The sequence below is a fragment of the Pseudoflavonifractor capillosus genome, from assembly GCF_016899775.1.
In the GTDB taxonomy this organism is placed as follows: Bacteria; Bacillota; Clostridia; order Oscillospirales; family Oscillospiraceae; genus Lawsonibacter.
Genome location: NZ_JACJJE010000042.1, coordinates 1 through 13,810 on the forward strand (window position 1 = coordinate 1; position 13,810 = coordinate 13,810).

The following is a 13,810-nucleotide window of genomic DNA, read 5'->3' on the forward strand; positions in this document are numbered from 1 at the left end:
CCAAAGAGCCGCCAGGGGGTGGGCGGCATGGAGGCAGGGGCGGCAACGCCGTTCCTGCCGATTGCGCCCACCCCTTGGCGGCTCTTTGGTTCCTTTCTGCCCGTGCAGAAAGGAACTCGCCGCCGGGGCGGCGAAATACCCCCCCTGCGCACAACGAATCCAATCCGAAATCTGTCCCCTCATCCGCCCCCTTCGGGGGCACCTTTCCCTATCCCCTCTGTCGCTTCGCGACATCTCCCCTTGACAAGGGGAGTCGGCCCCCAGGGGGAAGGCTAATGAGAGCGGGCGGCGAAATCCCTCTGCAAAGACTTAAACCAACATCCGCTTCAAATACTTCCCGGTATAAGACCGCTCACACTGAGCGACCTCCTCCGGCGTTCCGGTACACACGATGGTGCCGCCGCCGTCGCCCCCCTCGGGGCCCAGGTCGATGATATAGTCGGCGGTCTTGATGACGTCCAGGTTGTGCTCGATGACCACCACGGTATTGCCCGCGTCCACCAGCTTCTGCAATACGTCAATGAGCCGCTGGACGTCATAGCTGTGCAGGCCGGTGGTGGGCTCGTCCAGGATATAGATGGTCTTGCCGGTGGAGCGCTTAGAGAGCTCGGTGGCCAGCTTCACCCGCTGGGCCTCGCCGCCGGACAGGGTGGTGGAGGCCTGGCCCAGCTTCACATAGCCCAGGCCCACCTCCTCCAGGGTTTTCAGGCGGTTGTAGATGCGGGGCAGGTTTTCGAAGAAGGGCAGGGCCTCGTCCACCGTCATCTCCAGCACCTCGTAGATGTTCTTGCCCTTGTAGTGGACCTCCAGGGTCTCCCGGTTGTAGCGCTTGCCCTTGCACACCTCGCAGGGGACGTAGATATCGGGCAGGAAGTGCATCTCGATTTTCAGCAGGCCGTCCCCCTGGCAGGCCTCACACCGGCCGCCCCGGGTGTTGAAGGAGAACCGCCCCGGGCCGTAGCCCCGGGCCTTGGCGTCCTGGGTGGAGGCGAACAGCTCCCGGATGTCGTTAAAGAGACCGGTGTAGGTGGCGGGGTTACTGCGTGGGGTGCGGCCGATGGGGGACTGGTCGATGTCGATGACCTTATCTAGGAACTCCTCCCCCTCGATGCGGTCGTGCCGGCCCGGACGGACCTTCACCCGGTTCAGGTCGGCTCCCAGCTTTTTGTAGAGGATCTCGTTGATCAGGGAGGACTTTCCGCTTCCGGACACGCCGGTGACGCAGATGAAGGTGCCCAAGGGGAAGTCCACGTCGATGTGGTGCAGGTTGTTCTCCGCCGCTCCAATGACTTTCAGGTGCTTCCCGTTTCCAGTCCGGCGTTCCTTGGGGACGGGAATTTTTCTGCGCCCGGACAGGTAGTCGCCGGTGATGGAGCCGGGGGTGTTCATCACCTCCTCGGGGGTGCCCGCCGCCACGATCTCGCCCCCGTGGACGCCGGCCCCAGGTCCCACGTCGATGATATAGTCGGCGGCCCGCATGGTGTCCTCGTCATGCTCCACCACCAGCAGGGTGTTGCCCAGGTCCCGCAGGTCCTGCATGGTCTTCAGAAGCATGTCGTTGTCCCGCTGGTGCAGGCCGATAGAGGGCTCGTCCAGGATATACAGCACCCCCATGAGGGAGGAGCCGATCTGGGTGGCCAGGCGGATGCGCTGGCTCTCGCCGCCGGACAGGGAGCCCGCCCCCCGGGACAGGGTGAGGTACTGCAGGCCCACCGACTGGAGGAAGCCCAGCCGGTTTTTGATCTCCTTCAAAATCCGCTCGGCAATCATCATCTGGGTCTCAGACAGCTCCAGGTGGTCCACAAAGTCCAGAGCCTGGGTGACGGATTTGTGGCAGAACGCGTCGATGTCCAGGCCGCCCACCGTGACCGCCAGGGACTCCTTCCGCAGGCGGCGGCCCTGGCAGGTGGGGCAGGGGCACTCGCTCATGCAGTCCTCCAGCTCCCGGCGCATGGCGTCGGACTGGGTCTCCTTATAGCGGCGCTCCAGGTTGTTGCAGATGCCCTCAAAGGGCTGGTGGAGGGTGCCCTTCCCCCGGGGCTGGTCGTAGTGGAGGGTGAGCTCCTCCCCGCGGGTTCCGTAGAGGATCACGTCCATGACCTCCTTGGACAGGTCCTTCACCGGGGTGTCCAGCTTGAAGCGGTACTTTTTCGAAAGAGCGTCAAAGTACATGCGGGAGATGCCGTCGGACTTGATGTTGCTCCAGCCGGAGGCGGTGATGGCCCCCTCCAGGATGGACAGGTTCTTGTTGGGGATGACCAGGTCCGGGTCCACCTTCAGCTGGCTGCCCAGGCCGGTGCAGGTGGGGCAGGCCCCGAAGGGGTTGTTGAAGGAGAACATCCGGGGGGTGAGCTCCTCGATGGACACGCCGCAGTCCTCGCAGGCGTAGTTCTGGGAGAACAGGATGTCCCGGTCCTCCCCCACCACGTTGATGACCACCAGTCCGCCGGACAGGCCGGAGGCGATCTCCACCGAGTCGGTGAGGCGGCGGGCGATATCATCCCGGATGACCAGACGGTCCACCACGATCTCGATGGAGTGCTTCTTGTTCTTCTCCAGCTTGATCTCTTCACTGAGGTCGTAGGTGATGCCGTCCACCCGGCAGCGCACATAGCCGGAGCGGCGGGCATCCTCAAAGACCTTGGAGTGCTCGCCCTTCTTGCCCCGAATCACCGGGGCCATCACCTGGATGCGGGTGGCCTCGGGCAGCTCCAGCACCTGGTCGATGATCTGGTCGATGGTCTGCTGCTTGATCTCCTTGCCGCAGATGGGGCAGTGAGGGGTGCCCACCCGGGCCCAGAGAAGGCGCAGGTAGTCGTAGATCTCGGTCACTGTGCCCACGGTGGACCGGGGGTTTTTGCTTGTGGTCTTCTGGTCGATGGAGATGGCGGGGGACAGGCCGTCGATGTAGTCCACATCGGGCTTCTCCATCTGTCCCAGGAACATCCGGGCGTAGGAGGACAGGGACTCCACATACCGCCGCTGGCCCTCGGCATAGATGGTATCGAAGGCCAGAGAGGACTTGCCGCTGCCCGACAGGCCGGTGAGCACCACCAGCTTGTCCCGGGGGATGGTCACATCCACGTTTTTCAGGTTGTTCTCCCGGGCGCCTTTTACATAAATATGATCCTGCATGGTTTTTCCTCTTTTTTGTGTTCGTTTTGCCCGCCCCGCGGGACAGGCGCGTTCTCTATTGTATCGTAGTCATAGCCATGTAGTAGAACAGCAGGCACGCCAATGCCAAAACCACCCACTCGCTTTGCTCCATGGCGATGTAGAAGTCGGAGGGCTCCGCGTCGTCGATGTTCCGCACACGGCCCAGCAGGCTCAGGCGGAAGAAGAGGTGGGGGAAACAGATCTGAATGATGTTGAACAGGGCCAGCAGGGTGACCGCCAGATAGAGCCCCATGCTTCCCCGGTGGGTGAGCTCTGGCTCCAGGGCCACCCGAACCAAGGTGTACAGATCAGGCTCGTGGAACTCCTGCTGTGTAATGACGCGGCCGTTCTCTCCCAAAATAGTCCCGTCGCTTGCAAATGCGTAGGAGGAACTTCCCCAGAGAGGTTCCCCGTCCTCCTGAATCAGCGACAGAGTGGAGCTGGGGAGATAGCACCCCCGAAACAGCACCTCATCCCCCAGGCGGATCTCAATGCCCTGACTTCCCTCATAGCCGTCGGGGACGGCGGCAGGGTCCTCTGTAATCTGATAGGGACCGTAGGTATAGTCCCCCCACTGATAGGAGACTTCCCACTCCGGAGACACGGCAAACCGGGCGGTTTCTCCGTCCACCGTACCCTGGTAAATCTGAATATCTCCCTCGGTGCCGGGGTAGAGCAGGGCGTCCTGATACTCCAAACCGGGCCGGTTTATCATCACCAGAGTAGCAAAGAAAAACGCAAGGATTTCTATGGCCATCACGATCAACAGCACCCGGCGGTACAGGGACATTTCGCTCCACTTTGCTTTCAGCGCGGTCATGGTAAGCCCTCCTCGACAGAAGCGGATTCTCTCCTGGGTTTCAATGGAGCGCCAGCGCGCCCCCCGCGTTTTGTAAAGCATCCGGGGTCAGCCCCCGTGCCAGCAAAAACTGGTCGGGCACGCCGGAGGCGTTTTGGAACCCCAGGGAGACGGCGTTCTGGAAGCCGTACCGGCCGTAGTAGTCCGGATCGCCCACCAGAAACAGGGCGTTGTACCCCAGCTCCGCCGCCCGGCGGCCCCCCTCTTGGAGAAGCTGGCCGCCCAGGCCCCGGCTCCGGTCCTCCAGCCGGACACACAGGGGGGCCACCATCAGCCCCCGCAGCCCCTGGGGAGCTCCGGGGACCGGCAAAATGGTGAGGAGGATGTGTCCGATGAGCTGTCCGTCCTCCTCGGCCACCAGCTCCAGCTCGGGACGGTAGCTGTCCCGCCGGCGCAGCTCCAGCACAAAGTCCTGTTCGGTCCCGTCGCTGACCTTCGCCGTGGCAAAGGCCGTCTGGACCAGGGAATAGATCTGGGAATAGTCGCCCGCTTGGGCCGGTCGGATGGTCATGGTCTCTCTCCTGCTTTTCGGTTATTCTGCGGCCGCGGTCACGTCCGCCGCGGTCCCCCGCACCAGCTTCATCAGATCCGCGGGGGACAGTTCCACCTGGAAGCCGATCTTCCCGGCAGAGACGAAAATAGTCTCCTGGTCCAGGGCGCTCTGGTGAAACACGGTGGGGAACTGCTTTTTCATCCCGATGGGGGAGCAGCCCCCGTGGACGTAGCCAGTGAGGGGGAGCAGCTCCTTGCTGTGGAGCATGGCGATGGACTTCTCCCCCACCGCCTTGGCGGCCTTTTTCAGGTCCAGGGTGGCCGCCACCGGGATGTCAAAGACATAGTATCCCCCGGAGGCCCCTTTTGTCACCAGGGTTTTGAACACCTGGGCCGGGTTGATCCCCAGATTTTGAGCTACCGTCACCCCGTCCGGGGCCTCGCCGTCCCCGTGGGAATAGGTGTGGGGGGTGTAGGGGATCTTCTTTTGGTCCAGGACCCGCATCACGTTGGTTTTTTCTTCTTTCTTGGACATGTGGTTTTCCTCATTTCTATCACAGGGGGATTTTGCCGCCCCGGCGGAGACGGCGGGTGGATTTCGCCGCCTGCGGGCGGCGAGTTCCTTTGCCCATGGCGGCAAAGGAACCAAAGCGCCCCCGGGGACGGCTCAGGATGGGCACTACGTGCCCATATTCGCCTTACCCCGGACCCCATTACGGGGGACGCCCTATTGTTAGATGTTGCTGGATTTCCGGCGCGCAAAAAGGGAGTAGCCTCCGCGATTCCTTCCGGGCCACTGGGCCCTGGGTTTGCAAAAATTGCCGCTGGTGCGGTTCCACACCTGCGCCTGGGTTTCCCGAACCAACGCTCATGGTCCGGTTTTCGCTGTAGGGGCGACCCTTGCGGTCGCCCGTAAGCCTTCCCCTGGGGGAAGGTGTCGCGCGAAGCGCGACGGATAAGGGGAACGGCCTCAGCATGAGGGCGGTTCGTTTGCCGCATAGGGGCGGCACACCTGAGCCGCCCGTAAGCCTTTCCCCCAAGGTGAAGGTGGCACGACCGGAGGTCGCAACGGATGAGGGGGAAGGTCTCGGGCGCATTGTAGGGGCGGCCCCATGTGGCCGCCCGTCGGTGGCCGGAGTGGAATAAAGTAGGAGTGCGTCACGGCAAGGTCGCCCTCTCGGCTTGGCAGTAGTAACAGTCCTCCCGCCACTTGGCGGGGTTTGTGTCGATGTAGTCCCAGATGCGGAGATAGTCCGCCTCACTGCGGATGATGTGGTCGTGGTAGCCGCGCTGCCAGACAGTTTTCCCACAAGCCATTGTAACAGTCCGTTTTAAATAACGAACAATCCAAGGAACCGATTGTGTAGGGGCCGATGTCCCCATCGGCCCGTTGTTGGCAACAGGGAGACGGAGTAAAATGTGGACATGATTTGGCATTACAATGTATTTATCTACAGATGGAATTTGAGAAATTGTTTGTTCGACAATGGCACCGATTTCCGATAATTGAACGTGCGGGCCGATGAGGACATCGGCCCCTACGACGCAACCAAATAGATGCTCCCTGTCCCTACTGCATATGGTAACAAAATAACACCCCGGTTGGCTGTAATCGTATCCGGTCAGACGATTCTGTTTTCGTTTTGGGAGAGAATCCATAAAATTCTCCTTACTTCCCTCTCAACTCGATAATCTGATCTCTTAACGAAGCCGCCAGCTCGAACTCCAGCATCTTCGCCGCCTCTTTCATGGCCTTCTCCAGCCGGGCGATCTCGGCGGCCTTCTCCTGTTTGGTCATGGCCTTGACCTTGCCCTGGCGCTCGTCGGAGGCCACATCCTCCGCCGTGGCGGAGATCTCCAGCAGCTCCCGCACCGACTTGACCACCGTTTTGGGGGTGATGCCGTGGGCTTTATTATAGGCGTCCTGCTTCTCCCGGCGGCGCTCGGTCTCGTCCATGGCCCGGCGCATGGAGGGGGTGATGGTGTCGGCGTACAGGATGACCATGCCGTCGGCGTTTCGGGCCGCCCGGCCGATGGTCTGGATGAGGGAGGTCTCCGACCGGAGGAAGCCCTCCTTGTCCGCGTCCAGAATAGCCACCAAAGAAACTTCCGGCAGGTCCAGGCCTTCGCGTAAGAGGTTGATGCCCACCAGTACGTCGAAGGTGCCCAGACGCAGGTCCCGCATGATCTCCATGCGCTCGATGGTGTCGATGTCGTGGTGCATGTACCGCACCTTGATGCCGGTGTTCTGGAGGTAGGCGGTGAGGTCCTCCGCCATCTTCTTGGTGAGTGTGGTGATGAGCACCCGCTCGTTGCGCTGGGTGCGGATGTTGATCTCCCCGATCAGGTCGTCGATCTGGCCCTCCACCAGGCGGACCTCCACCTTGGGGTCCAGCAGGCCGGTGGGCCGGATGACCTGCTCCACAATCTGGCCGGAGCGGGTGCGCTCGTACTCGCCGGGGGTGGCGGAGACATAGACCACCTGGTTGAGGCGTTTCTCAAACTCCTCAAACTTCAGGGGGCGGTTGTCAAAGGCGCAGGGCAGGCGGAAGCCGTAGTCCACCAGGGTGGTCTTTCGGGCCCGGTCCCCGTTGTACATGGCCCGCACCTGGGGGAGGGTCACATGGCTCTCGTCGATGAACAGCACAAAGTCCTTGGGGAAGTAGTCCAGCAGGGTGTGGGGAGGGGAGCCCACCGGCCGGCCCTCGATGACCCGGGAGTAGTTCTCGATGCCGGAGCAGTAGCCCAGCTCCTGCATCATCTCGATGTCGTACATGGTGCGCTGCTTAATGCGCTGGGCCTCGATGAGCTTGCCCTCCCTCTCAAAGAAGGCCACCCGCTCCTCCAGCTCCTTGTAGATCTCCTGGATGGCGGCGTCCATCTTCTCCTTGGGGGTGACGTAGTGGGTGGCCGGCCAGATGGGGATGTTGTTCAGCCGGCGGATGGGGGTGCCGGTGACCACGTTGATCTCGCTGATGCGGTCGATCTCATCCCCAAAGAACTCGATGCGCAGAGCGGTGTCCTTCCAGTAGGCGGGCCACACCTCCACGGTATCTCCCCGGACCCGGAACATGTTGCGCTCGAAGGCGATGTCGTTGCGCTCATAGCGGATGGCCACCAGGCGCTTCAAGAGCTCGTCCCGCTCGATGGTCATACCCACCCGGAGGGCCACCATCATGGCGGCAAAGTCCTCCGGTTCGCCCAGGCCGTAGATGCAGGACACGGAGGACACCACGATCACGTCCCGCCGCTCCAGCAGGGAGGCGGTGGCGGACAGGCGCAGCCGGTCGATCTCCTCGTTGACGGCGGAGTCCTTCTCGATGAAGGTGTCCGTGTGGGGGATGTAGGCCTCCGGCTGGTAGTAGTCGTAGTAGGAGACGAAATATTCCACCGCGTTTTTGGGGAAGAACTCCCGGAACTCGGCGCATAGCTGGGCGGCCAGCGTCTTATTGTGGGCCAGCACCAGGGTGGGACGCTGGACCTTCTCGATGATCTTGGCCATGGTGAAGGTCTTGCCCGAGCCGGTGACGCCCAGGAGGGTCTGCTCATCCAGCCCCATCTCAATGCCGTTGGACAGCGCCTCAATGGCCTCCGGCTGGTCGCCGGAGGGCGTATACTCGGAAACCACTTCAAATTTTGGCATCTCCGCCCCTCCCCCTGTTTGGATTCTCCTTATTATATCAGAACAAATGTTCCCCAGCAAGATGGTTTTGCTCCTCTCCACTGAAAATGGAGAGGAGCATGCCCGTCACACATTACACGTACTGTAAACTTTTGAGGTGCTCACTGTCTTTCAGGGAGACCATATCCCCGTCCACAAACACCAGATGGTCAATGAGCTCGATGCCGATGGGGCGCAGGGCGCCCCGGAGGGTGTCGGTGGTCAGCCAGTCCGCCTGGGATGGGATGGCCAGGTTGCTCACATGGTTGTGGGCCACGTAGATCTGGGCGGCCCGCAGGCCAATGGCCTCCTCGGCGATGCGCCGGGTGTTCACCTCCGCCAGCTCAATGCTGCCCTCGGCCACCTTCCGCACCCCCAGCACCTGCCGCTTGCCGTCCAGGCACAGAACGTAGACCATCTCGTTCCGGGCCCCGAAGAAGTAGGGCTCCAGCCAGGCGTAGGCCTCCTCCGGGCTGTTGATGATGGCGCTCAGCCGGGTGCGGGCCCCCTGGTACCGGCCCAGCACCGCCGGGAGCATCCGGAGAAAGACCGCCGTGTGGTCCCCCACACCCTTCACCTTCTTCAGCTCCTCCACCGAGGCGTCCAGTACCCCGGCCAGGGAGCCGAACCGCTCCACCAGCTCGTGGGCCAGGTCGTTCACATCCCCCTGGGGGATGGTGTAGAACAGCAGCAGCTCCAGCACCCGGTGGTCGGGCCAGCCCTCCAAGCCCCGGGCCAGAAATTCCGCTTTCATCCGCTCCCGGTGTCCGGTGTGGCGGTGTTTGGGCTTATCCGCCATGGGAAGCACCTCCCTTCTCTATCGTTCACGGGCGGCCCAGGTGTGCCGCCCCTACAAAGAAACACAGAGTTCTACAGAGCGGGCTGGTCTTGGCCCAGCCCCTACGGCGATAACAGCCCGGGAGCGTTGGCTAGGAACCCCAGGCGCATTTCCGGAACCGCATCAGCCACAGATTTTGCAAACTCAGGGCCCAGTGGCCCGGTTGGAATTCAGGCCCATCACACCTGATTTTGCGCGCCGGAAATTTTCCGCCCACCCAAAGGGATACCCCCGTAATGGGGCCCGGGGCCGACTCCCCCTGTCAGGGGGAGATGGCCCGAAGGGTCAGAGGGGGTAGGGTAGGCGAATATGAGTGCGGAGCACTCATCCTGAGCCGTCCCCGGTGGCGTTTTGCCTACTTTGCCGCCACGGGCAAAGTAGGTCGCCGTCCGGAACCACATCCCATTAGAGCAAAAAGAGTATCCCTGACGGCGAAATCACGGACCTTTCAGTTCCAATTTTCGATATATCAGCCCTTGGCCCCGTACTTCTCCAGATAGGCCTCCATCCAAAACGCGGGCGGTCCCTGCGGGGACCGCTCTGCGCGTTCGCGCGCCGCGTTTTCCGGGGGGCACCAGTTCCCCCCGGAGGCCCCCCTCCGCTCTCCGAGGGGGACGGGGGATTTGATGGCTCAGCCCTTGGCCCCGTACTGCTCCAGATATGCCTCCATCTTGGCCTTCATGTCGTCGTCGATGTAGACCTTGCCGTCGATGGGGTTGTTGTGGAGGAAGGAGATGACCTCCCGCACGGTAACGATGGGGAAAACCTGGATGCCGTAGTCCTCTCGCAGCTCGTCCAGGGTGGAGCACTCCCGGGTGCCCCGCTCCATCCGGTCCACGCTGACAAAGAGGGCCTTCATGTTCACGTCGGCCACGTGCTTGAAAAGCTCGATGGACTCCCGCACGGCGGTGCCGGCGGTAACCACGTCCTCGATGATGGCCACGTCGTCCCCGTTCTGGGGCTTATAGCCCACCATGGAGCCCCCCTCGCCGTGGTCCTTGACCTCCTTGCGGTTGAAGCAGTAGGGCAGGTCCCGGCCATAGTTCCGGTACAGGGAGGCGGCGGCGGACACCGCCAGGGGGATGCCCTTGTAGGCGGGGCCGAACAGGCAGGTGATGCCGTCAGGCATGTGCTCCTGGATGCAGGCGGCGTAGTAGTCGCCCAGCTTGGCGGCCTGGGCGCCGGTCTTATAGTTGCCGGTGTTCACAAAGTAGGGGGTCTTCCGGCCGGACTTGGTGGTGAAGTCCCCGAAGGTCAGCACGCCGGAGCGCACCATAAAGGTAATAAATTCTTCCTTGTAAGTCATAACAGCAGCCTCTCAATCGGTAGTATGGTCCATTTTGTATGGGAAAACTCGGAAACCGTCTTATTATATCACGATCCGTCCCCGGATACAAGGACCAGCGCGGTAGGGAAACCACCTCTTTTCCGTCCAATCTGTCCCCCTGAGACCGTACCTTTCTTTTCCTGTATCATTTCCCCATCCAGGCAAATACTAGGGGCACATCCATTCAATAAGGAGGTCATCCCCTTGAAACAGTTTCCTCTTTTCCGGCGCGGACTGGCCGCCGTGCTGACCCTCTTGCTGGTCTGCGCCCTGCCCCTGTCCGCCTCCGCCTTCTTCTGGGACAAGAAGGAGGAGGTCCCCGCCGTGGCCGACTTCACCAAAAACGGCCTGGTGGGGGACACCATCGCCTTCTCCCCCCAGGACTTTGCGGTGGAGTCCGGCACAGACGCCGTGCTGTCCCACATCACCCTGGCCTCTCTCCCCGACCCCGGGGCAGGCTCCCTCACCATGGGCGGTCAGGCGCTGACCGTGGGCACGGTGATCGACGCCACCGCCCTGTCCGGGCTGGCCTTCCAGTCCAGCCCCGCCCCCACTGTCACCACCACCAGCTTCACCTTCACCCCCGCCTTCTCGTCCTCCTCCGCCCAGCCGGAGGACACCACCGTCACCCTCTACCTGCTCACCGCCGCCAATGAGGCCCCCATCGCCCGGAACATGGACCTGTCCACCTACCGGAACGTGGCCATCACCGGCTACTTCGACGCGGTGGACGGGGAGGGGGACACCCTCACCTTCCAGCTCACCGACACCCCCGCCCGGGGCAGTGTGGAGCTGGCTGAGGACGGCTCCGCCCGGTTTGTCTACACCCCCTATGAAAACAAGACAGGCAAGGACTCCTTCACCTACGTGGCCATCGACTCCGCCGGGAACACCTCTCCCGAGGCCAAGGTGACCGTCCAAATCGACAAGCCGGACACCAAGGTGGACTACGCCGACCTGGACGGCAGCCCCGCACACAAGGCGGCCCTCCGTCTGGCGGAGGAGGGCATTTTCGTGGGCGAGTACCGGAACGGTCAGTATTTCTTTGACCCGGACCAGACAGTCTCCCGGGCGGAGTTTCTCTCCCTGGCCATGGCGGCCGCCGGTCTGGAGCCCATGGAGGATGTAACGGTCACCAGCTTCTCCGACGACGCGGCCATCCCCACCTGGGCCAAGGGCTGCGTCTCCTCCGCCCTGTCAGCGGGGGTGATCCAGGGCTCCAGAGACGACAGCGGCGCCCCCGTCTTTGGGGCGGAGGACGTCATCACCCAGGGGGAGGCCACCGTGATGCTCAACAACCTGCTGGACGTGGCCGACGTGCCTCTGGAGGTCTTTGCCTCTGAGGGAACCGAGGCCCACTGGGCCAGCCAGGCCGCCGCCAACCTGGCCGCCTCCGGCGTGCTCCGGGAGGAGGAGACCAACTCCGCCGCCCTGGGCAGCACCCTCACCCGGGCCGACGCGGCCGAGCTGCTGGACGGCGCGCTGGACGTGCTGGCCGCCCGGGAGGACGACGGCTGGTTCCCCTGGTAAGCAAAAAACATCCACCGGACTGCTCCGGTGGATGTTCTTTTTATACTTAAATGCCCCGGTTCAAGGTTTTACGCAGGCGGATCTTGCCCGCCAGGGCCTCGTCCAGCAGCTTCAGGAACTTCTCCTTGTCCTCCGGCAGACCGCCCTTCAGGGGCAGGTAGTTGGAGGCGTGGTTGCTGGTGAAATGCAGCGGGTCCACGTCCAGGTGCTCAATGAGCAGGTGGCACTCCTCCAGGATCTGGTCCGGGGTGCACACCTTGAACCGGCCGGCCAGCACGTCCTCCCCCAGGGGGGTGCCCTTGGCGGGGGCGAAGGTCATGGCAGACAGGTGGCGGGGCTTCATCTCGTTGATCATCTTGGCGGTGGACAGGATGTGCTCCTCCCAGTCCCCGTCCTGGCCGGTGAGGCCCATGATGATGATGGCCCACAGGTCAAAGCCGGCGGCCACCAGTTTCTGCCCCGCCTCCAGCATCTGGGCGGCGGTGACCCCCTTGTTGATAGCCTTTAAAACGGCGTCGCTACCGCTCTCCACCCCCAGGTAGGCCCGGTTCAGGCCCGCCTCCCGGATGGCCCGCAGCTCCTCCGGGCTCTTGGCCAGGGTGCTCCGGGGACCGGCGTAGGTGGTCACCTTCTCCAGGGCGGGGAAGGTGTCGTACAGCTTGCGCAGCACCCGGATCAGGTCGTCCGTCTTCATGATGACGGCGTCCCCGTCCATGAGGAACACCCGCTTGAGCCCCGGGCCGTAGTAGTCCCGGGCCATGTCGATGTCCTCCAGAATCTCCTCCACCGGGCGGATGCGGAATTTCTTCTCCTTGTACATGGCGCAGAAGGTGCACTTGTTGTAGGAGCACCCGATGGTGCACTGGAGCAGGTAGCTCTTCCACTCCCCGGGGGGGCGGTATAAAATGTCGCTGTCGTAACGCATAGTTTTTGTTCCTTTCTTCCTTTTCACAAAATAAACAACATGTTTGCGGGGAATTTTGCTGCCCCAGGCGCTCTTTGCAGGGGGATTTCGCCGCCTGCGGGCGGCGAGTTACTTTGCCCATGGCGGCTCGTCGTCGCAAAGTCCGCTTGTCTCCGTTTCCGCCTGACGGCGAAAACTGCGCCCGCTCCCTTGCTCCTCCTCTTCCCGGCGAACCCGCTGCGCTGGGCTTCGCCGGGAGTACGGGAGAGATTAACCAAAACGCCACCGGGGACGGCTCAGGATGAGCGCTCCGCGCTCATATTCGCCTTTCCCCGGACCCCATTACGGGGAACGCGTACTTGTTAGGTCTTGCAATATTTCCGGCGCGCAAAATCTGAGTGGGTGTCTAAATTCCCGCCGGGCCACTGGGCCCTAGGTCTGCAAAAATTGCCGCTGGTGCGGTTTCACGACTGCGCCTGGGTTTGCCGAGCTAACGGTACTCGGTCTGTTGACGGCGGGAGCCCCAAGGGGCTGGGCTCCCCTACGCAAAAACGGAAGGTTTTCTCGAAACCCGTAGGGGAGGGGACGACTCCCCTTATCAATGGGAGATGGCCCGAAGGGCCAGAGGGGATAGGGAATTGCCCCTCCCGCCGTATATCGGAAATCTTTCGTCATCGGCGGGCCGGCCAGTGTCCGGCCCCTAAGGAAAATCCGGGATGTTTCTTTTCGTAGGGGCGGCACACTGGGCCGCCCGGGAACGGTCCGATGAGGATACCGGGCCCTACGTGAAAAATACAGCGGTTTCCATATCCGCCGTAGGGGCGGGTGCCCTCACCCGCCCGCCGTCCCTCTGAGCCGAACTTGAGCCCCACCAGCCCAAAAGGCGCGCTTCCAACCGGTAGGGGTACCACCCAAAGGTTACCGGAAACTCAGCGGCAGCGGTCATAGACCGGAAGCCAATCCTCTGTCCACCCGCGCCTTTGCGATGACCGCCAAGGCTGCCTGATTGGGGCCCCCGTAAAATGGGGGTCCAGGGGGCGGGC

Annotated in this window: 10 protein-coding genes; 1 reads left to right on the plus strand and 9 read right to left on the minus strand. The window is 62.5% G+C overall.

The window, feature by feature from the left end:
* Nucleotides 1-309 precede the first annotated feature (309 nt).
* The 8 genes from uvrA to pyrE form a co-directional block, all read right to left on the minus strand.
* A complete protein-coding gene (uvrA, locus tag H6B31_RS12100) occupies nt 310-3,135 on the minus strand; it encodes an excinuclease ABC subunit UvrA (protein ID WP_204898754.1) in 2,826 nt (941 codons plus the stop codon).
* Nucleotides 3,136-3,190: 55 nt separating this feature from the next.
* Nucleotides 3,191-3,976, minus strand: coding sequence for a hypothetical protein (locus tag H6B31_RS12105; RefSeq protein ID WP_204898755.1), 786 nt, complete (start codon nt 3,974-3,976; stop codon nt 3,191-3,193).
* A gap of 40 nt (nt 3,977-4,016) precedes the next feature.
* Nucleotides 4,017-4,526 carry a GNAT family N-acetyltransferase gene (locus tag H6B31_RS12110; RefSeq protein WP_204898756.1) on the minus strand — a complete coding sequence of 170 codons (510 nt, stop codon included), beginning with the start codon at nt 4,524-4,526 and terminating at the stop codon, nt 4,017-4,019.
* A gap of 21 nt (nt 4,527-4,547) precedes the next feature.
* Nucleotides 4,548-5,042 carry a Cys-tRNA(Pro) deacylase gene (gene ybaK, locus H6B31_RS12115; RefSeq protein WP_204898757.1) on the minus strand — a complete coding sequence of 165 codons (495 nt, stop codon included), beginning with the start codon at nt 5,040-5,042 and terminating at the stop codon, nt 4,548-4,550.
* 623 nt (nt 5,043-5,665) lie between these two features.
* The gene (locus H6B31_RS17285; protein WP_243419029.1) at nt 5,666-5,824 is read right to left on the minus strand and encodes a hypothetical protein; all 159 of its coding nucleotides are present in this window, start codon (nt 5,822-5,824) and stop codon (nt 5,666-5,668) included.
* A gap of 352 nt (nt 5,825-6,176) precedes the next feature.
* Entirely contained in the window at nt 6,177-8,150 is a 1,974-nt protein-coding gene (uvrB, locus tag H6B31_RS12125) for an excinuclease ABC subunit UvrB (RefSeq protein ID WP_204898759.1), read from the minus strand.
* 112 nt (nt 8,151-8,262) lie between these two features.
* Nucleotides 8,263-8,967: a JAB domain-containing protein gene (locus H6B31_RS12130; protein WP_204898760.1), complete on the minus strand. Its 705-nt coding sequence runs from the start codon at nt 8,965-8,967 to the stop codon at nt 8,263-8,265.
* A 670-nt stretch (nt 8,968-9,637) separates the two neighbouring features.
* Nucleotides 9,638-10,312 carry an orotate phosphoribosyltransferase gene (pyrE, locus tag H6B31_RS12135; protein WP_204898761.1) on the minus strand — a complete coding sequence of 225 codons (675 nt, stop codon included), beginning with the start codon at nt 10,310-10,312 and terminating at the stop codon, nt 9,638-9,640.
* A gap of 225 nt (nt 10,313-10,537) precedes the next feature.
* On the opposite strand from pyrE, the gene H6B31_RS12140 reads away from it, so the two are divergent.
* The gene (locus tag H6B31_RS12140; protein WP_204898762.1) at nt 10,538-11,863 is read left to right on the plus strand and encodes an Ig-like domain-containing protein; all 1,326 of its coding nucleotides are present in this window, start codon (nt 10,538-10,540) and stop codon (nt 11,861-11,863) included.
* 46 nt (nt 11,864-11,909) lie between these two features.
* On the opposite strand, the gene H6B31_RS12145 is transcribed toward H6B31_RS12140, so the two are convergent.
* Nucleotides 11,910-12,788: a B12-binding domain-containing radical SAM protein gene (locus H6B31_RS12145; protein WP_204898763.1), complete on the minus strand. Its 879-nt coding sequence runs from the start codon at nt 12,786-12,788 to the stop codon at nt 11,910-11,912.
* Between the last annotated feature and the right edge of the window lie 1,022 nt (nt 12,789-13,810).